The organism is Streptomyces sp. NPDC028635, from assembly GCF_040637635.1.
Classification (GTDB): domain Bacteria; phylum Actinomycetota; class Actinomycetes; order Streptomycetales; family Streptomycetaceae; genus Streptomyces.
Map to the genome: position 1 here is coordinate 144418 of NZ_JBEZWX010000015.1, position 25473 is coordinate 169890.

14 protein-coding genes, 1 tRNA gene and 1 rRNA gene are annotated in these 25473 nt (G+C 71.7%); 3 read left to right on the forward strand and 13 right to left on the reverse strand.

Annotation, left to right across the window (positions count from 1 at the left end):
• Position 1 precedes the first annotated feature (1 nt).
• Complete coding sequence (locus AB0E88_RS18830; RefSeq protein ID WP_361631617.1) at positions 2-5023, forward strand: ATP-dependent helicase; 5022 nt, start codon at positions 2-4, stop codon at positions 5021-5023.
• A gap of 25 nt (positions 5024-5048) precedes the next feature.
• Positions 5049-5885: a DNA-formamidopyrimidine glycosylase family protein gene (locus AB0E88_RS18835; RefSeq protein WP_361631619.1), complete on the forward strand. Its 837-nt coding sequence runs from the start codon at positions 5049-5051 to the stop codon at positions 5883-5885.
• 212 nt (positions 5886-6097) lie between these two features.
• Here AB0E88_RS18835 and AB0E88_RS18840 read toward each other — a convergent pair whose 3' ends face one another.
• From AB0E88_RS18840 to AB0E88_RS18885, 10 genes are all read right to left on the reverse strand, one after another.
• Positions 6098-6499 (reverse strand): hypothetical protein, encoded by a 402-nt coding sequence (locus tag AB0E88_RS18840; RefSeq protein ID WP_361631621.1) that lies wholly within the window; start codon positions 6497-6499, stop codon positions 6098-6100.
• 92 nt (positions 6500-6591) lie between these two features.
• Positions 6592-7062 (reverse strand): DNA starvation/stationary phase protection protein, encoded by a 471-nt coding sequence (locus AB0E88_RS18845; protein ID WP_361631623.1) that lies wholly within the window; start codon positions 7060-7062, stop codon positions 6592-6594.
• 180 nt (positions 7063-7242) lie between these two features.
• Positions 7243-7623 carry a helix-turn-helix transcriptional regulator gene (locus tag AB0E88_RS18850; protein ID WP_062700236.1) on the reverse strand — a complete coding sequence of 127 codons (381 nt, stop codon included), beginning with the start codon at positions 7621-7623 and terminating at the stop codon, positions 7243-7245.
• Between the two features lie 109 nt (positions 7624-7732).
• Positions 7733-8278: a CinA family protein gene (locus AB0E88_RS18855; RefSeq protein WP_361631626.1), complete on the reverse strand. Its 546-nt coding sequence runs from the start codon at positions 8276-8278 to the stop codon at positions 7733-7735.
• Positions 8275-9006: a CDP-diacylglycerol--glycerol-3-phosphate 3-phosphatidyltransferase gene (gene pgsA, locus AB0E88_RS18860; protein ID WP_361631628.1), complete on the reverse strand. Its 732-nt coding sequence runs from the start codon at positions 9004-9006 to the stop codon at positions 8275-8277. Before pgsA ends, AB0E88_RS18855 begins: the two co-directional genes overlap by 4 nt.
• Positions 9003-10463, reverse strand: a complete 1461-nt coding sequence (gene rimO, locus AB0E88_RS18865; protein WP_361631630.1) for a 30S ribosomal protein S12 methylthiotransferase RimO — start codon at positions 10461-10463, stop codon at positions 9003-9005. Before rimO ends, pgsA begins: the two co-directional genes overlap by 4 nt.
• Before the next feature lie 91 nt (positions 10464-10554).
• Positions 10555-11394 carry a RodZ domain-containing protein gene (locus AB0E88_RS18870; RefSeq protein WP_361631632.1) on the reverse strand — a complete coding sequence of 280 codons (840 nt, stop codon included), beginning with the start codon at positions 11392-11394 and terminating at the stop codon, positions 10555-10557.
• A gap of 424 nt (positions 11395-11818) precedes the next feature.
• Complete coding sequence (locus AB0E88_RS18875) at positions 11819-14611, reverse strand: DNA translocase FtsK (protein WP_361631634.1); 2793 nt, start codon at positions 14609-14611, stop codon at positions 11819-11821.
• Between the two features lie 193 nt (positions 14612-14804).
• Complete coding sequence (locus AB0E88_RS18880; RefSeq protein WP_361631636.1) at positions 14805-15485, reverse strand: response regulator; 681 nt, start codon at positions 15483-15485, stop codon at positions 14805-14807.
• Between the two features lie 268 nt (positions 15486-15753).
• Positions 15754-21243: a HAMP domain-containing protein gene (locus tag AB0E88_RS18885; protein ID WP_361631638.1), complete on the reverse strand. Its 5490-nt coding sequence runs from the start codon at positions 21241-21243 to the stop codon at positions 15754-15756.
• A 387-nt stretch (positions 21244-21630) separates the two neighbouring features.
• Between AB0E88_RS18885 and AB0E88_RS18890 the strand changes: the two genes are divergently transcribed.
• Entirely contained in the window at positions 21631-24384 is a 2754-nt protein-coding gene (locus AB0E88_RS18890; protein ID WP_361631640.1) for a SpoIIE family protein phosphatase, read from the forward strand.
• Positions 24385-24451: 67 nt separating this feature from the next.
• Here AB0E88_RS18890 and AB0E88_RS18895 read toward each other — a convergent pair.
• The 3 genes from AB0E88_RS18895 to rrf all read right to left on the reverse strand — a co-directional run.
• Positions 24452-24527 (reverse strand) — tRNA-Thr (locus AB0E88_RS18895).
• 76 nt (positions 24528-24603) lie between these two features.
• A complete protein-coding gene (locus AB0E88_RS18900) occupies positions 24604-25266 on the reverse strand; it encodes a DegT/DnrJ/EryC1/StrS family aminotransferase (protein WP_361631656.1) in 663 nt (220 codons plus the stop codon).
• Between the two features lie 115 nt (positions 25267-25381).
• Positions 25382-25473: ribosomal RNA gene (gene rrf, locus AB0E88_RS18905) — 5S ribosomal RNA — on the reverse strand; the annotation flags it as partial.

Sequence of the window (25473 nt, forward strand, 5' to 3'; positions counted from 1 at the left end):
CATGGTCAGCTCCGCCCATCCGGCCCTCGACGGCTTCTCCCCCGCGACCCGCGGCTGGTTCACGGGTGCCTTCTCCGCGCCCACGGCCGCCCAGGCGGGGGCGTGGCAGGCGATCCGTGCGGGGTCGGACGTGCTGGTGGTCGCCCCGACCGGCTCCGGCAAGACCCTGGCCGCGTTCCTCGCCGCCCTGGACCAGCTCGCCTCCACCCCGCCCCCGGCCGATCCGAAGAAGCGCTGCCGGGTGCTGTACGTCTCCCCGCTGAAGGCGCTGGCCGTCGACGTGGAGCGCAACCTGCGCTCCCCGCTGACCGGCATCCGTCAGGAGTCCGTCCGCCTGGGCCTGCCGGAGCCGGAGGTGAAGGTCGGCATCCGCTCGGGTGACACCCCGCCGGCCGAGCGCCGCGCGCTGTCCACGCGTCCGCCGGACATCCTGATCACCACCCCGGAGTCGCTGTTCCTGATGCTGACGTCTGCCACGCGCGACGCGCTGGCGGGCGTGGAGACGGTGATCCTGGACGAGGTGCACGCGGTCGCGGGCACCAAGCGCGGGGCGCATCTCGCGCTGTCCCTGGAGCGGCTGGACGAGCTGCTGCCGAAGCCGGCCCGCCGGATCGGCCTGTCGGCGACCGTCCGTCCGGTCGACGAGGTCGCCCGCTACCTGTCGCCGCGCCGCAAGGTGGAGATCGTCCAGCCGGAATCGGGCAAGGAGTTCGACCTGTCGGTGGTCGTGCCGGTGGAGGACATGGGCGAACTGGGCGGCTCCCCGGCGGCCGACGCCTCCGAAGGCGCGGAGCGGCCCTCGATCTGGCCGCACGTGGAGGAGCGGATCGCCGACCTGGTGCAGTCCCACCGATCCACGATCGTCTTCGCGAACTCCCGCCGCCTCGCCGAGCGCCTGTGCAACCGGCTCAACGAGATCGCCTACGAGCGGGCGACCGGCGAGACGCTGGACGAGCACCACGCGCCGGCCGAGCTGATGGGCGGCTCGGGCGCGGCGCAGGGCGCCCCACCGGTCATCGCCCGCGCCCACCACGGCTCGGTGTCGAAGGAGCAGCGCGCTCTGGTCGAGGAGGACCTGAAGGCGGGCCGGCTGCCCGCGGTGGTGGCCACCTCCAGTCTGGAGCTGGGCATCGACATGGGCGCCGTCGACCTCGTCGTGCAGGTCGAGTCCCCGCCTTCGGTCGCCTCCGGTCTGCAGCGCGTCGGCCGCGCCGGCCACCAGGTGGGCGCGGTGTCCACGGGCGTGGTGTTCCCCAAGTACCGGGGCGACCTGGTCCAGGCGGCCGTGGTCACCGAGCGGATGCGCTCCGGGTCCATCGAGTCGCTGAAGGTCCCCGCCAACCCGCTCGACGTCCTCGCCCAGCAGCTCGTCGCCATGACCGCGCTGGACACCTGGCAGGTCGACGACCTGCTCACCGTGGTGCGCCGCGCCGCGCCCTTCGCGTCGTTGCCGGAGTCGGCGTTCACCGCCGTGCTCGACATGCTGGCGGGCCGCTATCCGTCCGACGCGTTCGCCGAGCTGCGCCCGCGCGTGGTGTGGGACCGCGTCGCCGGCACGGTCACCGGCCGCCCCGGCGCGCAGCGTCTGGCCGTGACCTCCGGTGGCACGATCCCCGACCGCGGCCTGTTCGGGGTGTTCCTGGCCGGCTCCGACCCGAAGAAGGGCGGCGGCCGGGTCGGCGAGCTGGACGAGGAGATGGTCTACGAGTCGCGGGTCGGTGACGTCTTCACGCTGGGCACCAGTTCCTGGCGCATCGAGGACATCACCCGCGACCGCGTACTGGTCTCCCCGGCGCCGGGCGTGCCGGGCCGGCTGCCCTTCTGGAAGGGCGACCAGCTGGGCCGTCCGCTGGAACTGGGCCGCGCGGTCGGCGCCTTCCTGCGCGAGGTCGGCTCCCTCGACCGGGACGACGCACGGCTGCGGCTGCTCACGGCCGGCCTGGACGCCTGGGCCGCGGACAACGTCCTGGCGTATCTGGACGAGCAGCGGGAGGCCTGCGGTCACATCCCCGACGACCGCACGATCGTCGTGGAGCGCTTCCGTGACGAGCTCGGCGACTGGCGGGTCGTGGTGCACTCCCCCTTCGGTGCCCAGGTGCACGCGCCGTGGGCGCTCGCGCTCGGCTCCCGCCTCGCGGAGCGGTACGGCATGGACGCGCAGGTCATGCACGCCGACGACGGCATCGTGCTGCGGCTGCCGGACGCCGACCTCATGGGTCTGGAGCTGCTCGACCAGCAGCCGTCGAAGGCGGGCACGGAGTACGACGCCGACCAGGCCCCGGTCGGCGCCGCGGACGTCGTCTTCGACAAGGGCGAGGTGGACCAGGTCGTCACCGATCAGGTCGGCGGCTCCGCCCTGTTCGCCTCCCGCTTCCGCGAGTGCGCCGCCCGCGCCCTGCTGCTGCCGCGCCGCAACCCCGGGCGGCGGACCCCGCTGTGGCAGCAGCGCCAGCGCGCCGCGCAACTGCTGGAGGTGGCGAGCGAGTTCGGCTCGTTCCCGATCGTCCTGGAAGCGGTCCGCGAGTGCCTCCAGGACGTCTTCGACGTCCCCGGCCTGACCGAGCTGATGGGCGACCTGGAGTCCCGCAAGGTGCGCCTGGTCGAGGTGACCACCCCGGAGCCGTCCCCGTTCGCCCGTTCCCTCCTCTTCGGGTACGTCGCCCAGTTCCTGTACGAGGGCGACTCCCCGCTCGCCGAGCGCCGCGCGGCCGCGCTGTCGCTGGACTCCCGGCTGCTGGCCGAGCTGCTCGGCCAGGCGGAGCTGCGCGAGCTGCTCGACGCCGAGGTGCTCACCGAGCTGGAGCGGGAGCTGCAGTGGCTCACCGAGGACCGGCGCGTCAAGGACGTCGAGGGCGTCGCGGACGTGCTGCGCCTGCTCGGCCCGCTCACCGACGCGGAGCTGGTCGAGCGCGGCGCCGAACCCGCGTGGGCGCAGGAACTCGCCGCGGCCCGCCGGGCCATCCGGGTCCGCATCGGCGGCCGGGACCACTGGGCGGCGATCGAGGACGCGGGCCGGCTGCGCGACGCGCTCGGCACCGCGCTGCCGGTCGGGGTCCCCGAGGCCTTCACCGAGCCCGTCAAGGACCCGCTCGGCGACCTCCTCGCCCGCTACGCCCGCACCCACGGCCCGTTCACCTCGGCCACCGCCGCCGCGCGGTTCGGGCTGGGGGTCGCGGTCACCGACGGCGCCCTGCAGCGGCTGGCGGGGGCCGGCCGGGTCGTCCAGGGCGAGTTCCACCCGGCCGGCATCGGCCAGGAGTGGTGTGACGCGGCCGTGCTGCGCCGGCTGCGCCGCCGTTCCCTGGCCGCCCTGCGCCACGAGCTGGAGCCGGTGCCGCCGGCCGCGCTGGCCCAGTTCCTGCCGCAGTGGCAGCACATCGGCAAGGGCCACTCCCTGCGGGGCGTCGACGGACTGGTGCGTGCCGTCGAGCAGTTGCAGGGCTCGTCCGTGCCCGCGTCCGCGCTGGAGAAGCTCGTCCTGCCGTCCCGGGTCAACGGCTACACCCCGGCGATGCTGGACGAACTCACCGCCGCCGGAGAGATCGTCTGGGCCGGCGCGGGGGCGCTGCCCGGCAAGGACGGCTGGGTCTCGCTGTATCTGGCGGACGCGGCCCCGCTGCTCCTGCCGCCGCCCCACCCGCTGGAGCTGACCGCTCTGCACGAGTCGGTCCTGGGCGCGCTGTCCGGCGGTTACGGCCTGTTCTTCCGTCAGATCGCCGACCAGGTGCGTGCGACCACCCACCCCGACGCCACCGATCCCCAACTGGCCGACGTGCTGTGGGACCTGGCCTGGTCCGGCCGCCTCACCAACGACACCCTCGCCCCGATGCGTTCCCTGCTGGGCTCCGGCCGCACCGCGGGCTCCACCGCCCACCGCGCCAAACGCGCGGTCCCGCGCGGCCGTTACGGCTCGCTGACCGCTGCGGCCCGTCCCGCCTCGCGCGGTGGGCCGCCCACCGTCGCCGGGCGCTGGTCCCTGCTCCCGGCGCAGGAGCCGGATGCCACGGTCCGCGCCCACGCCCTGGCCCGCACACTTCTCGACCGGCACGGCGTGGTGACGCGGGGCGCCGTCGGCGCGGAGGGCGTCGAAGGCGGCTTCTCGGCGGTCTACCGCGTCCTGTCCGTGTTCGAGGAGAGCGGCCAGGCCCGTCGCGGGTACGTGGTGGAGGGTCTCGGCGCCGCGCAGTTCGCCATGGACGGCGCGGTCGACCGGCTCCGCGCGGTGGCCAACGCCCGCGAGCGCGGTGACGCCGCTAGGGCGGCGGCCCCCGCGGGCTTCGGCGCCCCCGGCGGCGACGGCCACGGCAGCCCGGATGCTCCGGGATCCGACGGTTTCCCCGCCTCCGACGCCGACTGGGCCAAGGCCTTCGGCCCGCCCGACGGCACGCAGTTCTCCGACTTCCCGGACTTCCCGCCCTCCCCCGGCGACTACGTCTCCCCGCGCGACTTCGCGTCCCCGGGCGCCGGCGGTCCCAGAGGCGGCGGCTCGGGCCACGGCACCGGCACGCCGTACGACGGCTACGGCGGCGGCTACGACACCGGTACCGGCTCGGCACCCGGGTACGACCGCCGTTCCGGCAACCAGGGCACGTACGGCACCTACGGCAACCGCCGCACCGACCCCGCGGCCGCCACCCGCTCCGTCGTCCTCGCCGCCGCCGACCCGGCCAACGCGTATGGCGCCGCCCTGCCCTGGCCGGAGCCGCCCACGGGCGCCGGACACAAACCGGGCCGCAAGGCCGGCTCACTCGTGGTGCTGGTCGACGGTGAGCTGGCGCTGTACATGGAGCGCGGCGGCAAGACCCTGCTGGCCTGGCCCGCCGAGCCGGACGCCGAGGCGACCGAGGACGCGCGTCTGCGGGCGGCGGCGGAGGCCCTGGCGGCGGCGGCCCGCGCCGGTTCGCTCGGCACGGTCACGGTGGAGCGCGTCAACGGCGCCTCCGCCCTGACCTCGCCCTTCGGCACCCTCCTGGAAGGGGCGGGGTTCATCGCGACTCCCCGCGGCCTTCGGCTACGGGCCTGACGGAGGCGCGTGTCACCCTTGACCCATGCCCGAAGGTGACACGGTCTGGCAGGCCGCGAGGCGCTTGCACGAGGCCCTCGCGGGCAGCGTGCTGACCCGCAGCGACCTGCGCGTCCCCCGGTACGCCACGGTCGACCTCACGGGCCGTGCCGTCCTGGACGTCACCTCGCGCGGCAAGCACCTGCTCACCCGCGTCGAGGGCGGCCTGACCCTGCACTCGCACCTGAGGATGGACGGTTCCTGGAAGGTCTACGCCCCCGGCCAGCGCTGGAGCGGCGGTCCAGGGCACCAGATCCGCGCGATCCTGGGCACCGTCGAGCGTACGGCCGTCGGCTACCGCCTGCCGGTGCTGGATCTTGTGCGCACCGCCGAGGAGGAACGCTTCGTCGGCCATCTCGGACCCGACCTGCTGGGTCCCGACTGGGACGGCGACCGCGCCCTGGCGAACCTGCTGCGGGACCCCGCGCGCCCGCTCGGCGAGGCCCTGCTGGACCAGCGCAATCTCGCCGGCATCGGCAACGTCTACAAGAGCGAGCTCTGCTTCCTTTTGGGCGTCACTCCATGGCTCCCGGTCGGCGCCCTGCCCGCCGAGCGCGCCGCGCAGCTGCCCGCGCTGGCCAAGAAGCTGCTGGAGGTCAACCGCGACCGCCCCATCCGCGCCACGACCGGGCAGCGCGGCCAGGACCTGTTCGTCTACGGCCGTGCGCCGCGCCCCTGTCTGCGGTGCGGCACCTCGATCCGGGTGGCCGACCAGGGCGACGGGTCCCGTGAGCGCCCGACGTACTGGTGTCCCAGGTGCCAGGCGGGCCCGGCCCCCAGCCCGGCCCCACGCCGCGGCCACCGGTACCGCACAACCCCCTGACGCCCCCGGGACCCACGACCGCGCGACGACCCGGCACCGGCCTCAGCGACCTAGCGCCACCCGGCCCGCGCCCAGCCCGAACACCACCCGGCACCCGGCCCGCGTCGTCCCCGATCGCTACCCGACACCCGGCCCGCGCCCTCCCCGGCGCCCGGCACGCGTCCTCCCCGACTCCAGACCCGCGCCCCACCCGGCCGGCCATGCGTCGGCGTTCACAACGGGCCGGACTCCTCGCCCGACCGAAGGGGTGACGCCTCGGGATCCACAGGGTCCCCTCCGACATCCGCCGCTTCGTAGCCCCCCGGGCCCCCCGCGCTGCCGCCCGCCGCGCTGCCGCCCCCCGCGCTCCTGCCAGCCTCGCTCCCGCCCCCCGCGCTCCCGCGCCACGCCTCCCGCCATCGCCCCGCACGCACGGCCCCCGCAGCCCTTCTCTTGGGCACGCAGTGCACCGGCAGCACACTCAGCCCCCAGCCGCCGGCCACCACGGCGCCCTCCAGGGCCCCTGCCGCAGGGCTGAGGGCGAGCCGCAGAACAGCCCACCACCACACCGCCGCGAGGCCCGCCCCGGCCCCGCAGCGCGCTATGGAGCCCCAGCGCGGTGTTCGCCCCGCCATGCCACCACCCCCTCCAGCCGGACGCCGGAAGGCCGCCCCGGGCACAGCCGGGGCGCGCGAGCGGCACATCGGGGCACCTCGGGAGCCGGCCGTCAGCTGTTCTCGGCCTGGAACATCCAGTGGTGCTTCTCGAGATCCTGGGTGATCTGGATGAAGATGTCCTGGCTGACCGGGTCGGGCTCGGCCGTCGACGTCACGCGTTCCCGCATCCGGGTGATCGCCGCGCCGAGCGCTTCCACCAGGGTCCGCACCGCGTCCGTGTCCTTGATCCAGCCCTCGGTGACCTGGCCGAGGCCGCTGCCGGCGGCCACCGTGGCGGCCCGGCCGTCCGGCGACACGCCCAGCGCGGACGCCCGCTCGGCGACGGTGTCCATGTGGGTGCGCGCACTGTCGACGACCTCGTCCAGCTGGAGGTGCACGGACCTGAACCGCGGCCCGACCACGTTCCAGTGCACCTGCTTGGCGACCAGTGACAGGTCCACCAGGTCGACGAGCGCGCCCTGCAGGGCGTCGCCGACGGTCTTCAGGTCGGTGTCGGACAGGGGGCTCTTCACGACGTTCATCCACGCCTCCGTTGGTTCACCCGGTCGTCCCCTCCACCATGACGGCCCCATCCAGGACGGGCAAATGGACCAAAACGACCGTCGAACGCCGCACCACAGAGGTCGCGGGTACGCAAAAACCCCGACCGCGCTTCTCCGTTCGCTCCGGAGAAGCCCCGGCCGGGGCCACGGACAGGTGTGTCAGGCGGCGACGACGTCCACCGCTTCGCTGGGCGCCTTGATGGTCACCCGTTCCGGTGGCACGCCGGTCACCGACACAGATCCCAGCATCGGGCGGACCGATGTGGGCACAGGCTCGCTCGGGGTGGCCGCAGCGGACTGGGCCAGCTCGGCGAGGGCGAGTTCGTCGCTCACTTCCCGCATGAGTTCGGACATCCGTACGTCCAGCGCGTCGCAGATGGCGGAGAGCAGCTCGGAGGAAGCCTCCTTCTGCCCCCGCTCCACCTCGGAGAGATAGCCGAGCGAGACTCGGGCGGACGAGGAGACTTCGCGCAGAGTACGGCCCTGGCGTTGGCGCTGCCGACGCAGCACGTCACCCAGCAGGCGACGGAGCAGAATCATCGGTGGCTCCCTCCTCGGACCGCGTAGCCGCATCCTTCTCGCCCCACCGTACCGCCTCGCGCCGCGGCCGTGCGGGGAGCGATGTCGTGTTCACTCAGGGCTGCAAACATCAAAACCCCCCGTTCTGTTCCGTATCCTGTGCCCGCTCATTCCCGGTCTGTTCGCCCGCAAGCTCCTTCAGAAGCAGCTCGAGCACGCTCCGTACACTCTCTCTACGAATTTCCGCACGGTCGCCGTTCAACCGCAGGGGCTCCACTTTTCCGCCACCGGCGGAACCGGAATCGGCGCCGCGGGGGCCGTCCACGGCCACGAAGACCGTGCCGACGGGCTGCCCGTCCTGCGGTTCCGGACCGGCGACGCCGGTGGTCGCGATGCCCCAGTCGGCACCCAGCGCCTTGCGCACGCCGGCCGCCATCTGGGCCGCGACCTGCGCGTCCACCGCTCCCCGCTCGGCCAGCAGGGCGGCGTCCACGCCAAGCAGTTCCTGCTTGAGCTCGGTGGCGTACGCCGTCACCGAACCGCGGAACGCCTTGGACGCTCCGGGCACCGCGGTGATCTCCGCTGCCACCAGCCCGCCCGTCAGCGACTCGGCTACCGCCAGGGTCTCGCCCCTCACCGTCAGTAGTCGCACCACGTCGGTGGCCGGGAACGTCACGCTTCCTTCTCCTCCAACGCCGCCTGGCGCTCGGCGATTCCCTGCCGCCGCAGCACAATGGCCTGTCTGATGTAGTCCAGACCGGTCACCACAGTCAAAACGACCGCCGCGGCCATCACCCAGAACCTCAGGGTGGCCAGCCACCCCGTGAGCGCCAGCACATACATGCCGACGGCGACGCCCTGGGTGAGCGTCTTCAGCTTTCCGCCCCGGCTGGCCGGGATGACGCCGTAGCGAATGACCAGAAAACGCAGCAGCGTGATGCCGAGTTCCCGGCCGAGGATCACGCCCGTGACCCACCACGGCAGATCACCGAGCGCGGACAGACAGATCAGCGCCGCCCCCATGATCGCCTTGTCGGCGATGGGGTCGGCGATCTTCCCGAAGTCGGTGACGAGGTTGTAGGTGCGCGCCAGATGCCCGTCGAACAGGTCGGTGATCATGGCGATGGCGAAGGCGGCCCAGGCCAGCGACCGCCACGCCGGGTCGTACCCGCCGTCGGCCAGCATCAGCGCGACGAAGCCCGGCACGAGCAGGAGGCGGAGCATGGTCAGCAGATTGGCGACGTTCCACACGCTCGCCTGGTTGACGGCGGCAGCGGCGATCTTGCCGCCGCGCGGCGAGCGGGCCCCCGCCGATGCGCCGGAGGCGTCCGAGCCGGACGGCACCGGCGCCCCCTTCGCCTGGGAGGAGCCGCCCGCGGCGGACGACGCCGGGACACCCGTCATCTGCCCGCCTCCTCAGGACACGCCAGCGGCTCGGCCACCAGGTCGACACCTTCCGTACCGACCACCTTCGCCTCGACCATACGACCGACGCTGAGCCCCTCGCCGCTCGTGAGCAGCACCTGGCCGTCCGTCTCCGGCGCCTGGTGCGCGGCACGGCCGTACACGCCCTCCTCCTCGTCGACGGACTCGACCAGGACGTGCACGGTTTCGCCGACGCGCTCCTCGGCGCGCTGGGAGACGAGTTCCTCGGCGAGCCGGGACACCCGCGCCAGCCGCTCGGCGACGACGTCCTCGTCGAGCTTGTTGTCGTACGTCGCCGCTTCGGTGCCGTCCTCGTCGGAATAGCCGAAGACGCCGATGGCGTCCAGCCGCGCGCCGTTCAGGAAGCGCTCCAGCTCGGCCAGGTCGGACTCCGACTCGCCGGGGAAGCCGACGATGAAGTTGGAGCGCACGCCCGCCTCCGGGGCCTTGCTGCGGATGGTGTCGAGCAGCTCGAGGAAGCGGTCGGTGTCGCCGAAGCGGCGCATGGCGCGCAGCACGTCGGGCGCCGAGTGCTGGAAGGACAGGTCGAAGTAGGGGGCGATCTTCGGGGTGGAGGTCAGCACGTCGATCAGGCCGGGACGCATCTCGGCCGGCTGGAGGTAGCTGACGCGCACCCGCTCGATGCCGTCGACCTCGGCCAGCTCGGGCAGCAGCGACTCCAGCAGGCGGATGTCGCCGAGGTCCTTGCCGTAGGAGGTGTTGTTCTCGGAGACCAGCATGATCTCCTTCACGCCCTGCTCGGCCAGCCACCGGGTCTCGTTCAGCACGTCGCTCGGGCGGCGGGAGATGAAGGAGCCGCGGAAGGACGGGATGGCGCAGAACGAGCAGCGCCGGTCGCATCCGGAGGCGAGCTTGACGGAGGCCACCGGGGAGCCGTCCAGGCGGCGGCGCAGGGGTGCGCGCGGACCGGAGGCCGGGGCCACGCCCTCGGGCAGGTCGGCCGGGCCGTGCCCGGGCAGGGCCACCGCGGTGGCCGATTCCTGGCGCTCGGCCGGGCTGATCGGCAGCAGCTTGCGCCGGTCGCGCGGGGTGTGCGCGGCGTGGATGCCGCCGTTCAGGATGGTCTGGAGGCGGTCCGAGATGTTCGCGTAGTCGTCGAAGCCGAGCACGCCGTCGGCCTCGGGCAGGGCCTCGGCGAGTTCCTTGCCGTACCGCTCGGCCATGCAGCCCACCGCCACGACGGCCTGCGTTCTGCCGTGCCCCTTGAGATCGTTGGCCTCCAGGAGGGCGTCCACGGAGTCCTTCTTGGCGGCGTCGACGAAGCCGCAGGTGTTCACGACGGCGACGTCGGCGTCCGAGGCGTCCTCCACGAGCTGCCAGCCGTCCGCCTCCAAACGGCCTGCGAGCTCCTCCGAGTCCACCTCGTTACGGGCGCAGCCAAGGGTGACGAGTGCGACGGTACGGCGTTCAGGCATGGGCTCAAGACTACTTCGTCCCACCGGCACCCCATGTCGAAGGGGCTGGCCGATCTTGGCCAGCCCCTTGCGCTGCGTCGCGTGCCGTCGCCTAGCCGACCTGCGGGTCGCCCTTGGTGTAGGTCAGGCGCTCCACGGCGCCCGGCTGGAAGTCGTCCTCGATCTTCTTGCCGTTGACGTAGAGCTGGATCGCCCCCGCGTCACCGAGCACGAGGTTGATCTTGGTGCTGTCCTGGAAGCTCTTGGACTGGCCCTGCTTGAGCAGCCCGTCGAAGAGGAGCCGGCCGTTGTGGTCCTTGGCCTGGATCCAGCTGCGCCCGTCGGTCGCGCTGACCTGGACGGTCACCTTGTCCTGCGGGGCGGCGGCGATGGCGCTGTCGGAGGGTTCCGGCTTCTGGTCGGCGGGCTTGGTCCTGGCCGGTTTCGGCGCGGCGGGCGCGCTGGTGGCGGCTTCGGAGCCCTCGGCGACCTGCTGGCCGGCGCCGCTGTCGCCGCCGCCCTTGACGAAGGTGAAGCCGACGAAACCGATCACGACGACGATCGCCGCGACCATCGCGGCGGTCCAGTTCGGCCCGCGCCGCTCGGGGCGGATACGTTCCGCCTCGAAGAGGGGCGCCGCGGGCGTGGGCGCGGGACGCCCGCCGTGGTCGGCGTCGTACTGGGCGATCAGGGGCTCGGGATCGAGGTGGACGGCCTTGGCCAGGGTCCGGATGTGGCCGCGGGCGTAGACGTCGCCGCCACAGGGGGCGAAGTCGTCCGCCTCGATCGCGTGCACGATCGCGATACGGACCCGGGTGGCGTTGCTGACGTCGTCGACGGTCAGTCCGGCGGCGATACGGGCCTGCCGCAGGGCACGGCCGACGGAGAGGCCGGCTTCCTCGCGACCGTCTTCGAAGGGACGCTCGTCTTCAGGGGAGTTGCCGAGGGACACGGGGGCGCCTTTCGAGCGTGTAGCCACCTGTGCTGGAGGTTCAGTCTAGGGGGGGTACGAAAGGGTGAGGCAACCGGGCGGTGGGACTTTGTACGCCATCGGTATGGCCGGACACACCGATGACGGGCCGGGCGCGGAGCCCATGATGAAACCCCTACCCGTCCTCTCGCTCAACTTGACGTGTGAGGAAGGGAAACGGTTGCCCGGGGTTCTCTAACGGGTGAGTCACGGAGAGTCCGCCCGGGCGAAGCGGATCGACCACGCGGGTGCAACCCACCCGGCCGTCCGGGGGAAAACCGGCCCCCTGGACCGGGTCGAGCGGCAGTCGGCCACCCGGGCGAAACGCGTCCGCCCACTCGGGCGCAGCGCACCGACCGCCCGGGTGAAGCCCGCCAGGACCACCCGGGCGGCCCCGGCACCGGGCCTAGCCCTCGGACTCCCCCCGCAGCACCGCCAGCACCCCGTCCAGCTCGTCCGGCTTGACCAGCACGTCCCGCGCCTTGGAGCCCTCGCTCGGGCCGACGATGTTGCGCGACTCCATCAGGTCCATCAGCCGGCCGGCCTTGGCGAAGCCGACCCGCAGCTTGCGCTGGAGCATGGACGTCGACCCGAACTGCGTGGAGACCACCAGCTCGGCCGCCTGACACAGCAGGTCCAGGTCGTCGCCGATGTCCTCGTCGATCTCCTTCTTCTGCTTGGTCCCGACGACGACGTCGTCCCGGAAGACCGGCGCCATCTGGTCCTTGCAGTGCTGGACGACGACCGCGACCTCCTCCTCGGTCACGAACGCGCCCTGCATACGGGTCGGCTTGTTCGCGCCCATCGGCAGGAACAGCCCGTCGCCCTTGCCGATCAGCTTCTCCGCACCCGGCTGGTCGAGGATGACGCGGCTGTCGGCCAGCGAGGACGTGGCGAACGCCAGCCGCGAGGGCACGTTCGCCTTGATCAGACCGGTGACGACGTCGACGGACGGACGCTGGGTGGCGAGCACCAGGTGGATGCCGGCCGCGCGCGCGAGCTGGGTGATGCGCACGATCGCGTCCTCGACGTCACGCGGCGCGACCATCATCAGGTCGGCCAGCTCGTCGACGATCACCAGCAGGTACGGGTAGGGCTGCAGCTCCCGCTCGCTGCCCTCCGGCGCCTTGACCTTGCCCTCGCGCACGGCGCGGTTGAAGTCGTCGATGTGCCGGTAGCCGTACGCCGCGAGGTCGTCGTAGCGCATGTCCATCTCGCGCACGACCCACTGCAGCGCCTCGGCGGCCCGCTTGGGGTTGGTGATGATCGGCGTGATCAGATGCGGGATGCCCTCGTACGCGGTCAGCTCGACCCGCTTGGGGTCGACCAGGATCATCCGCACGTCCTCCGGGGTCGCCCGCATCATGACCGAGGTGATCAGGCAGTTGATGCAGGACGACTTGCCGGAGCCGGTGGCGCCGGCGACCAGCATGTGGGGCATCTTCGCCAGCGAGTGCATGACGTACCCGCCCTCGACGTCCTTGCCGAAGGCGACCAGCATCGGGTCGTCGTCCTCCGCGGACTCCGCGAGGCGCAGCACGTCGCCGAGGTTGACCATCTCCCGGTCGGTGTTCGGGATCTCGATGCCGACCGCGGACTTGCCCGGGATGGGGCTGATGATCCGCACGTCCGGGCTGGCCACGGCGTAGGCGATGTTCTTGGTGAGCGCGGTGATCCGCTCGACCTTGACGGCCGGGCCCAGCTCGACCTCGTAGCGGGTGACCGTCGGGCCGCGCGTGAAGCCGGTCACGCGCGCGTCGACCTTGAACTCGGTGAAGACGGTGGTCAGCGACTCGACGACGGCGTCGTTGGCCGCGCTGCGCGCCTTGCCGGGGCCGCCCCTTATGAGCAGGTCGAGCGAGGGCAGCGCGTAGGTGATGTCACCGGACAGCTGGAGCTGCTCGGCGCGCGGCGGCAGGTCGCGCGGCTCGGTGGGCGGTGTCTTGGTGAGGTCGGGGACCGCGGACCTGCCCCCGGCGGGCTCGGCGGGTTCCGGCTGGGGGGTGCGCCTGCCGGGCTGGGGCCGCGCGGCGGGCACGGGGGTGGACGCCGGTGCGGGGGCCGGGGTGGGGGTGGGTGTCGGGGTGGTGTCCTCGCGGTCGCCGACGCGCACGCCCTGGGTCAGGTCGGCGACGATCGGCGAGGGCGGCATGCCGTGCAGGACCGCGCCGTCGAGGTCGGCGGCGGCAGCGGCGGCGATGTCCACGGCGTCCAGCTGACGGTCCGGGGCGGGCTGCGGCACGGCGGAGCGGCGCGGGCGGCCGCGGCGCCGGGCGAGCGCCTCCTGTTCGGCGCTCTCGGGGTCGTATCCCTGGGGGGCGCTCGAGCGCCTGCGGGGGCGCGCGGGCAGCGCCTCGCGCCACTGCTCGTCGTAGCGCTCGTCGTCGTCGGTGTACTCGCCGTACTCGGCGTACTCGTCGTCCGCCGGGTCGGGCAGGATGCCCAGCTTCATGCCGAGCTGCCGCAGCCGCTGCGGGATCGCGTTGACCGGGGTCGCCGTGACGACCAGCAGTCCGAACACCGTCAGCAGCACCAGCAGGGGTACGGCGAGGACCTCGGTCATGGTGTACGTCAGCGGGGTGGCCGCCGCCCAGCCGATGAGGCCGCCGGCGTCCCTTATGGCCTGCATGCCGCCGCTGCGGGCGGGCGAGCCGCAGGCGATGTGGACCTGTCCGAGCACGCCGATGACCAGCGCGGACAGGCCGATCACGATCCGGCCGTTGGCGTCCTGCTGCTCCGGGTGGCGGATGAAGCGCACGGCGATCGCGCCGAGCAGCAGCGGCACCAGCAGGTCCAGCCGGCCGAACGCGCCGGTCACCAGGATCTCGACCAGGTCGCCGACCGGGCCCTTGAGATCGGCCCAGGTGCCCGCGGCGACGATCAGCGCGATACCGAGCAGCAGCAGCGCGATGCCGTCCTTGCGGTGGGCGGGGTCGAGGTTCTTCGCGCCCTGCCCTATGCCGCGGAAGACGGCGCCGACGGCGTGCGCCACGCCCAGCCACAGCGCGCGCACCACGCGGTACAGGCCCCCGGTGGGACTCGGCGCCGGTTTGGCCACGGGCTTCCTCACCGCGGCCTTGCGGGCGGGCGCCTTCTTGGCCGGTGCCTTCTTCGCGACGGCCTTCCTCGCCGGAGCCTTCACGGGAGCGGCCGCCTTCTTCGCGGGCGGCTTCTTGGCTGCGGAGGGACGTGAGGCCATGGGTGTGAGGTTACCGGTGGAGACGACAGCGGACACGTGTGCCCACTGCTTCACCCGTTCGTGTCGCCGCGGACTTCGGGACAGCCGACGTGCTTGACGGCAAGCGGAACGACCTGCGGGACGCCACGGGGAACTGACGCGTGCTCATACGCAACGGGGCGCAGCGCACGCGTCGTTCCGCACCTCGTGCGCGTCAGCTCTGCGGGGGCACCGGGGAGCCGCCGCTGCCGGTGCCCGGCTCCAGGGCGTCCAGGGCCCGGCGCAGCCCGGTGAGTTTGCGCTCCAGGTGGGCCGCCGTGGCGACCGCGGCCGCGTCGGCCGACTCCTCGTCCAGCTGCTTGGACAGCGCCTCGGCCTGCTCCTCGACGGCGGCGAGCCGCGCGGACAGCTCCGCGAGCAGCCCGGCCGACTCCTTGCCGGCCACACCGCCCTTGCCGCCGCCTTCCAACTGCAGCCGCAGCAGCGACGCCTGCTCGCGCAGCTGGCAGTTCTTCATGTACAGCTCGACGAACACGGAGACCTTCGCCCGCAGCACCCACGGGTCGAACGGCTTGGAGATGTAGTCGACCGCGCCCGCCGCGTAACCGCGGAAGGTGTGGTGGGGGCCGTGGTTGATCGCGGTGAGGAAGATGATCGGGATGTCCCGGGTGCGCTCCCGCCGCTTGATGTGCGCGGCCGTCTCGAAGCCGTCCATGCCCGGCATCTGGACGTCCAGCAGAATGACCGCGAAGTCGTCCGTGAGCAGCGCTTTGAGTGCTTCCTCCCCGGACGATGCCCGCACCAGCGTCTGATCGAGCGCAGAGAGGATCGCCTCCAGCGCCAGCAGATTCTCCGGCCGGTCATCGACCAGGAGGATCTTGGCCTTCTGCACCATGGCCCGCCCTCCTCGCCCCGGCTTGGGGCCTCCCCTGTCCGCAGGACTTGGGGAAGCACCGGGCGCCGCCCCACTGGACGACTCCCTTGCGCCGTCCGTCCTCGTGCCGGTCATCGTAGCTGCACCCCGCCCGTCGCCACACCCTGTCACCGCGATGTCACTGTGCACGTAGCAGAAACGTAGTGGGAGACCAGAAGGTTCCCCGGATGCCGTACTTCTACACAGCCACGCGCGCCCTCTGTCAGCGACTCCCGGTGAACGTCACCGATCATTCCCCGCGCATCCACTGCTCCATCACGGTCAGCAGGTGATCGGGATCGACCGGCTTGGTGACGTAGTCGGACGCACCGGACTCGATGGCCTTCTCCCGGTCGCCCTTCATCGCCTTCGCGGTGAGCGCGATGATCGGCAGCCCGGAGAACTGCGGCATCCTGCGGATCGCGGTGGTCGTCGCGTACCCGTCCATCTCGGGCATCATGATGTCCATCAGGACGACCGCCACGTCCTCGTGCTGCTCCAGCACCTCGATGCCCTCGCGGCCGTTCTCCGCGTACAGCACCGACAGTCCGTGCTGCTCCAGAACGCTCGTCAGCGCGAAGACGTTGCGGATGTCGTCGTCGACGATCAGCACTTTCTGGCCACCGAAGCGGATGCCGCGGCGCGGCTGCGGCGCCCCCTCCTGCTCGCTCCCCGAGATCCCGGCCGCACCGGAGCCCGTCCCGGGCCACTGCTCGGGCTGGGCCGCCGGACGCTGCTCCAGCGCCGCGGACGCGGCCCGGCGGCGGCGCCGGAAGAGCGCCGCGGCGCCGTTCTGGGTCTCGTGGTACGACTTCACCTCGGCCGGCGTCTCGAAGTCCGGGCCGGACAGCTCCCGGGCCCCGTTCCGGGACGCCCCCAGGTCACCGCCCCCGAGCGCCGGCGCGGCCTGCTGGTAGCCCTGCGGCGGCAGCTCGCTCATGTGCAGCGGCAGGTACAGCGTGAACGTCGAACCGCGCCCCGGCTCGCTCTGCGCGTGGATCTCGCCGCCAAGCAGCTGCGCGATCTCCCGCGAGATAGACAGCCCGAGGCCCGTACCGCCGTACTTGCGGCTGGTCGTGCCGTCGGCCTGCTTGAACGCCTCGAAGATCACCCGCATCTTGCTGGCCGCGATCCCGATGCCGGTGTCGGTCACCGAGAACGCGATCAACGGCTCGTCGGGGCTGGTCAGCGAGCCGACCTCCAGCAGCTGCTCGCGAATGGACTGCGGCACGTCCGTGCCGGCCGGCCGGATCACCAGCTCCACCGAACCGGAGTCGGTGAACTTCACCGCGTTCGACAGCAGATTGCGCAGCACCTGCAGCAGCCGCTGCTCGTCGGTGTGCAGCGTGGCGGGCAGCTCCGGCGAGACCCGCACCGACAGGTCCAGGCCCTTCTCCGCGGTCAGCGGCCGGAACGTTGCCTCCACGTAGTCCACGAGCTGCACCAGCGCGATCCTGGTCGGCGAGACGTCCATCTTGCCCGCCTCGACCTTCGACAGGTCCAGGATGTCGTTGATCAGCTGCAACAGGTCCGATCCGGCGCCGTGGATGGTCTCGGCGAACTCCACCTGCTTCGGCGACAGGTTGCCCTCGGCGTTGTCCGCGAGCAGCTTGGCCAGGATCAGCAGCGAGTTCAGCGGGGTGCGCAGCTCGTGCGACATGTTGGCGAGGAACTCGCTCTTGTAGCGCATCGAGACGGCGAGCTGTTCGGCACGCTCCTCCAGGACCTGCCGCGCCTCCTCGATCTCGGTGTTCTTCACCTCGATGTCGCGGTTCTGCCGCGCCAGCAGCTCGGCCTTCTCCTCCAGTTCGGCGTTGGACGCCTGCAGCGCCTTCTGCCGCTGCTCCAACTCCGCCGACCGCTCGCGCAGTTGCTCGGTCAGCTCCTGCGACTGCTTCAGCAGCTGCTCGGTCTTGGTGTTGACGGAGATGGTGTTGACGCTGGTCGCGATCATCTCCGCGATCTGGTTCAGGAAGTCCTTCTGGATCTGCGTGAACGGCGTGAACGACGCCAGCTCGATCACACCGAGCACCTTGCCCTCGAACAGCACCGGCAACACGATCACCTGCGCGGGCGGCGCCTCACCGAGCCCGGAGGAGATCTTCAGATAGCCGCTGGGCGCGTTCTCCACCAGGATCGCGCGCTTCTCCTCGGCGGCCGTGCCCACCAGCGCCTCACCGGGCCGGAACGACGCCGGCATGGACCCCATCGAGTAGCCGTACGACCCGAGCATGCGCAGCTCGTAGTCGTCCTCGCCGCCGGAGACGTCCTTGCCCTCCATCAGCGGCATGGCGACGAAGAACGCGCCGTGCTGCGCGGAGACCACCGGCGTCAGCTCGCTCATGATCAGCGAGGCCACGTCCTCCAGGTCGCGCCGCCCCTGCATCAGCGCCGAGATGCGGGCCAGGTTGCCCTTCAGCCAGTCCTGCTCCTTGTTGGCGATCGTGGTGTCCCGCAGGTTGGCGATCATCTTGTTGATGTAGTCCTGCAGCTCCTGGATCTCGCCGGAGGCATCGACGTCGATCTTCAGGTTCAGGTCACCACGGGTCACCGCGGTGGCCACGCGCGCGATGGCCCGCACCTGCCGGGTCAGGTTTCCTGCCATCTCGTTCACGGACTCGGTCAGGTCCCGCCACGTGCCGTCGACGTCACGCACGCGTGCCTGACCGCCGAGCTGCCCCTCGGTGCCCACCTCGCGGGCCACGCGGGTGACCTCCTCGGCGAAGCTGGAGAGCTGGTCGACCATCGTGTTGATCGTCGTCTTCAGCTCGAGGATCTCGCCGCGGGCGTCGATGTCGATCTTCTTGCTCAGGTCGCCCTTGGCGATCGCCGTGGTGACCAGCGCGATGTTGCGCACCTGACCGGTCAGGTTGGACGCCATCTGGTTCACCGACTCGGTGAGGTCCTTCCACGTGCCGGCCACACCCGGCACATGCGCCTGGCCGCCCAGGATGCCGTCCGTGCCCACCTCACGGGCCACCTTGGTGACCTGCTCGGCGAACGAACTCAGCGTCTTCACCATCGTGTTGATGGTGTCGGCGAGCTGCGCGACCTCACCGCGCGCCTCGATGGTCACCTGCCGCGTCAGGTCACCGTTGGCGACCGCCGCCGACACCTGGGAGATGTTGCGCACCTGCGTGGTCAGGTTCTTCGCCATCAGGTTGACGTTGTCGCTGAGGTCCTTCCAGATGCCCGTGACACCCGGTACGTGCGCCTGGCCGCCCAGGATGCCCTCGGTACCCACCTCACGGGCCACCCGGGTCACCTGCTCGGCGAACGACGACAGCTGGTCCACCATCGTGTTGACGGTCGTCACCAGCTCGAGGATCTCGCCCTTGGCGTCGACGGTGATCTTCTTCGACAGGTCACCCTTGGCGACCGCGGTGGTGACCTCGGCGATGGACCGCACCTGAAGGGTCAGGTTGTTGGCCATGCCGTTCACGGACTGCGTGAGGTCCTTCCAGGTGCCGGAGACGCCCTGCACCTCCGCCTGGCCGCCGAGGATGCCCTCGGTGCCCACCTCGCGGGCCACGCGCGTGACCTCCTGGGCGAACGACGACAGCTGGTCCACCATCGTGTTCAGGGTGTTCTTCAGCTCCAGGATCTCGCCGCGCGCGTCCACGGTGATCTTCTGGGAGAGGTCACCGCGTGCCACCGCGGTGGCCACCTGCGCGATGTTGCGCACCTGGGCGGTGAGGTTTCCTGCCATTCCGTTCACGGAATCGGTCAGGTCCCGCCACACGCCGGCCACGCCGGGCACCTGCGCCTGACCGCCCAGGCGCCCGTCGGTGCCCACCTCGCGGGCGACCCGGGTCACCTGGTCGGCGAACGCGGACAGCTGGTCGACCATCGTGTTGATGGTGTTCTTCAGCTCCAGGATCTCGCCGCGCGCGTCCACGTCGATCTTCTGGGAAAGGTCACCGCGCGCCACCGCCGTCGTCACCTGCGCGATCTGCCGCACCTGCGAGGTGAGGTTGCCCGCCATGAAGTTGACGGAGTCCGTCAGCTCCTTCCAGGTGCCCGACACGCCGTCCACGCGGGCCTGGCCGCCGAGCCGGCCCTCGGTGCCCACGTCCCGCGCCATCCGCGTCACCTGGTCGGCGAACGACGACAGCTGGTCCACCATCGTGTTCACGGTGTTCTTCAGCTGGAGCATCTCGCCCGAGACGTCCACGGTGACCTTCTGCGACAGATCACCGTTGGCCACCGCCGTCGTCACCTGGGCGATGTTGCGCACCTGCCCGGTGAGGTTGCGGAACGCGGTGTTCACCGAGTCCGTCAGGTCCTTCCAGGTGCCCGCAGCCCCCGGCACCTGCGCCTGACCGCCCAGCTCACCCTCGACACCGATCTCCCGCGCCACGCGCGTGACCTCGGCACCGAACGCCTGGAGCTGGTCCACCATCCCGTTGACGGTGTTCTTCAGTTCCAGCATCTCGCCGGCCACGTCCACGGTGACCTTCTGCGACAGATCACCGTTGGCCACCGCCGTCGTCACGGCCGCGATGTCCCGCACCTGCGTCGTCAGGTTCCGGAACACGGTGTTGACGGAGTCCGTGAGGTCCTTCCAGGTGCCGGCCGCGCCCGGCACGTTCGCCTGGCCGCCGAGCCGCCCCTCGGCACCGACCTCGTTGGCCACGCGCGTGACCTCGTCGGCGAAGATCCGCAGCGTCTCCGTCATCTGGTTGATCGTGTCGGCGAGCTGCGCGACCTCACCGCGCGCAGGAACGGTCACCTTCCGCGACAGGTCACCGCTGGCGACCGCCGTCGTCACCTCCGAGATCCCGCGCACCTGGGCAGTAAGGTTTCCTGCCATGGTGTTGACGGAGTCGGTCAGCTCCTTCCACACCCCGTCCACGCCCGGCACCTGCGCCTGGCCGCCGAGGATGCCCTCGGTGCCCACCTCACGGGCGACCCGCGTCACCTCCGAGGAGAACGCGGAGAGCTGGTCGACCATCGTGTTGACGGTGTTCTTCAGCTCCAGCATCTCGCCGGCCACGTGCACGGTCACCTTGCGTGACAGGTCACCCTTGGCGACCGCCGTCGTCACCAGGGCGATGTCCCGCACCTGCGCGGTCAGCCGCGACGCCATCGTGTTGACGGAGTCCGTCAGGTCCTTCCAGGAGCCCGACAGACCACGCACGCGTGCCTGCCCGCCGAGCTTGCCCTCGGTGCCCACCTCGCTGGCCACCCGCGTGACCTCGTCGGTGAAGGTCGACAACTGATCGACAAGGTTGTTGACAGTCCGCGAGACCTTGAGGAACTCCCCGCGCAGCGGATGCCCGGCCCCCTCCGGCGTCTGCGTCCGCAGCTCCATGCGCGGCGACAGATCACCGTCCGCGACCGCCGACAGCACCCGGCTGACCTCGGAGACCGGCCGCACCAGGTCGTCGACCAGATCGTTGGAGGCGTCGATGGCGGCCGCCCACGAGCCCTCGCAGGCGCCCGTCTCCAGCCGTTCCGTGAGTTTTCCCTCACGGCCCACCATGCGCCGCACCCGCGACAGCTCACCCGTCAGATGCAGATTGCGGTCGGCCACCTCGTTGAACACGGCCGCGATCTCCGACATCACGCCGTCCCCGGACACCGTGAGCCGCTTGCGGAAATTCCCGTCACGCATGGACACCAGAGCCGCCAGGAGCCGGTTCAGGGCAGCCGTGTCCACCACGGTCGTCCCGCCCCGCGATGTGCGCTGGTCCTTCGCGCGCGTCTTCGTGCCCCGCGTCGCTGCGCCAGACTCCACTGTGTCCCTCCCGCAGGGATCGACCGTTACTGCCGTGCTCGTAGTGCCCCGGTCCCGCCGCTTTGGCGTACCAGGTGCCACCGCGTGTGTCAGCCCGTTGCCGGCAGACCACACGAACGGGCTGCTGCCCACCCTGGCCGGACGACACTCGGCCCGCCCGGACCTTCACCGGAAGCCTGCCCAGTGTTTCACCCTCGCCGAACCAGGCCATAACAGTTCGGCAGCTTCGCACATCGTCCGCACACCCTCCGGACGGAAACACTGCTGACCGGCATCCGGATGGACGGGGAAGGTAAGTACCCTTGCATGCGGCTGTCCAGCCGCACCGATCCGTCCGGCCTGGGCGGTGGCACAGTACGAGCCGGCATCGGAGGGGCGGCCGCAGACATGACCACCGGACTGATCCCGGGGGCACAACCCCCGGAACCCCGGCCGACGAGCGCGCGCCCGCCGCACCAGCGGAGCGAGCCCGACGCGGGGGCAGCCCAGCACGTCGACGACCGGCCGAGGAGTTTCGTGATCACCGCGCGCGCGGCAGCCAGCTTCGAGCCTGTCGGGCGATCGGTCGCGACCGCCCGCTCGTTCGTCCGCGACACCCTCCAGGGCTGGGGGTTCGCGGACATCGTGGACGACGCCGTCGTCCTGACCAGCGAACTGGTGACCAACGCCGTGGTCCACGCCGGCACCCACGCCGACGTGCTGTGCCTGCGCACCGAGGACGGCGTGCGCATCGAGGTCTCCGACCGCTACCCCGAGCGGGAGATCCCCGTCCAGAGCGCCGCCGTGAACATGGGCAGCCCCGACCGCGAGGGCGGCCGCGGCCTCCAGCTGTGCGCGGCCCTGGCCGGCCGCTGGGGCGTGGAGTACACGCCCACCCACAAGAACGTCTGGTTCCAGCTCGACCTGCCCGCCCGCCCCGTCGGCACCCGCACCGCCGGCCCGGCCCTGCCCGCCGAGCTGCTGCCGATCGCCGACGGCCGGATCCGCGTCGCCGTCGTCCAGATCGACCGCGGCGGCGCGATCAGCGCCTGGAGCGAGGACGCCGAGGAACTCTTCGGATACGCCGCCGACCAGGTCACCGGCAAGCCCCTCACCGACCTCGCCGCCTGGCCGCAGACCCCCGGCACCGGCACCGGCATCGCCGAGGCGCTCCAGCTCTCCCGCTGGGAGGGCAGCTACGGCATCCGCGGCGCCGACGGCCGCGTCATCCCCGTCTACGCCTCCCACCTGCGCGTGCGCGACACCTCCGGCGAGCCCTCCACCGTCTGCCTCCTGGTCCGCGATCACGAACGCGCCGTTCTGCAGACGCCCCTGCGGGCCCCCGCCACCGACCCGGCCACCGCCGACGGACAGAACAACGACCCGTTCGACGCCTTCATCGGCTCCCCCGCCCCCGACGACCTCGACGGCCTCCTGCAGCGCACCGTCGAACGCGCCCGCGACATGCTCGACGGCGACTCCGCCTTCCTGCTGCTCGCCACCGACGACGAGACCGAGCTGGAGGTCCGCGCCTCCACCGGCCTGCCCTCCGCCCGCCAGCGCTTCGCGCGCGTCCCCGTCGAGGCGGGCCCCGGCCGCTACGGCTCCGCCCGCATGCCCGCCGTCCACGACGACCTCACGGCCGTCCCCGGCGCCGTCCCCCTGCTGAACGGCACCGGCATGCGCTCCGTCGTCACCGTCCCGCTCAAGGTCGAGGGCCGCCTCACCGGCTCCCTCGGCGTCGCCGCCGAAGCCCCGGGCCGCTACTCCAACGAAGAGGCGCTGCGCCTGCAGTTCGCCGCCGACCGCATCGCGCTGGCCGTGGAGTCGGCCCGCCTCGGCGAGCTGGAGCGCCTGCGCCGCGGCTCCCTCAGCTTCCTCGTCGAGGCCTCCGACCTCCTCGCCGGCACCCTGGACCGCGACCAGACCCTCGCCCTCATGGCCCAGATGACGGTCCCGACCCTGGCCACCTGGTGCGCGGTCTACACGATCGCCGACCAGGCCTCCGAGCCGTATCTGTCGTACGTCCTGCACGAGGACGAGGAACTCATCGACGGCATCAAGTCGTTGCTCTCCAAGATCGACCCGCCGGACCCGGTGCCCACCCCCGGCGCCCGCGTGTGGAGCACGCCCGGCGAGACCGCCCACCAGACGGCCCTGCGGAGCTCCATGCGCAGCCTCGGCCTCACCGGCGGCCCCATCCACCAGATCGCCTCCGGCATGGGCCCCACGCTCGCCGTGGCCTCCGCGCTCGGCGGCGAGACGGTCGTGCTGCCGCTGGTCGCCCGCAACCGCGTCATCGGCATGCTCACCCTGGGCAAGCCCACCGACGAGCACTTCCGCCAGGAAATCCTGGAACTCGCCGAGGACTTGAGCCGCCGGGCCGCCCTGGCCCTGGACAACGCCCGCCTGTACTCGGAGCGCACGGCCATCAGCCAGTCCCTCCAGCGCAGCCTCCTGCCGCCGGAGCTGCCGCACATCGACGGCGTCGAGGTCGAGGTCATCTACCGCGCGGCCGGCGAGGGCAACGAGGTCGGCGGCGACTTCTACGACCTGTTCCCGATCAGCGACGGCGCCTACGGCTTCGCCATCGGCGACGTCTGCGGCACGGGCCCCAACGCCGCCGCCGTCACCGGCCTCGCCCGGCACGCCCTGCGCCTGCTGGCCCGCGAGGGCCTGAGCGGGCCGGCCGTCCTGGAGCGCCTGAACTCCGCGATCCTCGACGAGGGCGCCCGCAGCCGCTTCCTGACCCTCCTGTACGGCGAGATGCGCCCCCAGGAGGACGGCAGCGCCGAACTGAAGGTGGTCTGCGCCGGCCACCCGCTCCCGCTGCGTCTGCGCCAGGACGGCACGGTGGAGGCGGCAGCCGAGCCCCAGCCGCTGCTCGGCGTCATGGACGACCTGGAGCTGTACGAGCAGACGGTGACGCTCGACCCGGGCGACGTCCTGCTCTGTGTCACGGACGGCGTGACGGAACGCCGGGAGGGGACCCGCATGCTCGGCGACGACGGCCTCGCCGACGTCCTGACCACGTGCACGGGCCTGACGGCCGGCGCGGTCGCCGCACGCATCATGCGGGCGGTGGAGCGCTTCGCGTCGGACGCCCCCTCGGACGACATGGCGATCCTGGCGATGCGCGTGCCGGAGCCGCACGCGGACTGAAAAGAGAACCGCACACGGGGGCGGACATGAAAAAGCCCCCCGCCCATCGGGCGGGGGGCTTTTCCGGTGGAGCCCCCAAACGGAATCGAACCGTTGACCTTCTCCTTACCATGGAGACGCTCTGCCGACTGAGCTATAGGGGCTTGTTACTTTTCCGAGGTTTCCCTCGCGGCAACGGAATGAAGCATACCCTGATCGAACCGGGATTCCCAAACTCGTTCAGAAGGCCGGAGCCAGCAACCCGCCGAGCGCATTACAGGCACCCACAATGCGCTGCATGTCCCGTTTCGTCAGCCCCGCGTCGACCGGCAGGGAAAGCGTCTCGTCGGCGGCCCGCTCGGTCACCGGCAAGGACACGCACCGCCGGAACTCCGGCAGCCGGTGCACCGGCGTCTTCACCGGTACCCGGCACTCCACTCCCTTGGACCGCACGGCGCGAGCGAAGGCGTCACGATCGGGCCGCCCGTTGCCCGGCACCCGCACGACGTACTGCTGATAGGTGTGCCCGTCACCGCCGTCGGGGGTCGACACCCCCCGCAGCCGGGCATCGAGATAGGCCGCCCGCTCCCGCCGCTGCGCGACCTCGTCGTACGGCGCCTCCGACTCCCCCTGCTCCAGGACCAGCAGCCCGTGCCGTTGTCCGAGGGCCCGCAGCGCCCCCAGCTCGGCCACCCGCCCGAAGCGGTGTACGACGACGACGGCAGCCGTCCGCGGCGTCACGGCGGCTTCGACGGCGGCCGTGTCCAGGCAGTACGTCACCGGGTCTATGTCGGCGAACACCGGCAGTGCGCCGGCCAGGGTCACCGCACCGGCGACCTCCACGTTCCCGAAGGCCGGCACGACGACCTCGTCACCCACGCCGATACCGGCGGCCCTGAGCATTGCAGCAGCACCCATGCCACCGATGCTCGACGTGGAACCTGAACCTCAAGTGACGGCAAACAAAAAAGGGTTGGACCCGGAACCGAAGTTCGGGGTCCAACCCTTTTGAATAATTGTTCGGCGGCGTCCTACTCTCCCACAGGGTCCCCCCTGCAGTACCATCGGCGCTGTAAGGCTTAGCTTCCGGGTTCGGAATGTAACCGGGCG

What these genes read in the sequence shown, in the direction of transcription:
- AB0E88_RS18880 (WP_361631636.1), bottom strand. Translation starts at nt 15,485, where the DNA reads ATGGTGCAGAAGGCCAAGATCCTCCTGGTCGATGACCGGCCGGAGAAT.
- AB0E88_RS18845 (WP_361631623.1), bottom strand. Translation starts at nt 7,062, where the DNA reads ATGAACGTCGTGAAGAGCCCCCTGTCCGACACCGACCTGAAGACCGTC.
- AB0E88_RS18850 (WP_062700236.1), bottom strand. Translation starts at nt 7,623, where the DNA reads ATGATTCTGCTCCGTCGCCTGCTGGGTGACGTGCTGCGTCGGCAGCGC.
- AB0E88_RS18900 (WP_361631656.1), bottom strand. Translation starts at nt 25,266, where the DNA reads ATGCTCAGGGCCGCCGGTATCGGCGTGGGTGACGAGGTCGTCGTGCCG.
- AB0E88_RS18830 (WP_361631617.1), top strand. Translation starts at nt 2, where the DNA reads ATGGTCAGCTCCGCCCATCCGGCCCTCGACGGCTTCTCCCCCGCGACC.
- AB0E88_RS18890 (WP_361631640.1), top strand. Translation starts at nt 21,631, where the DNA reads ATGACCACCGGACTGATCCCGGGGGCACAACCCCCGGAACCCCGGCCG.
- AB0E88_RS18835 (WP_361631619.1), top strand. Translation starts at nt 5,049, where the DNA reads ATGCCCGAAGGTGACACGGTCTGGCAGGCCGCGAGGCGCTTGCACGAG.
- pgsA (WP_361631628.1), bottom strand. Translation starts at nt 9,006, where the DNA reads ATGACGGGTGTCCCGGCGTCGTCCGCCGCGGGCGGCTCCTCCCAGGCG.
- rimO (WP_361631630.1), bottom strand. Translation starts at nt 10,463, where the DNA reads ATGCCTGAACGCCGTACCGTCGCACTCGTCACCCTTGGCTGCGCCCGT.
- AB0E88_RS18875 (WP_361631634.1), bottom strand. Translation starts at nt 14,611, where the DNA reads ATGGCCTCACGTCCCTCCGCAGCCAAGAAGCCGCCCGCGAAGAAGGCG.
- AB0E88_RS18840 (WP_361631621.1), bottom strand. Translation starts at nt 6,499, where the DNA reads ATGGCGGGGCGAACACCGCGCTGGGGCTCCATAGCGCGCTGCGGGGCC.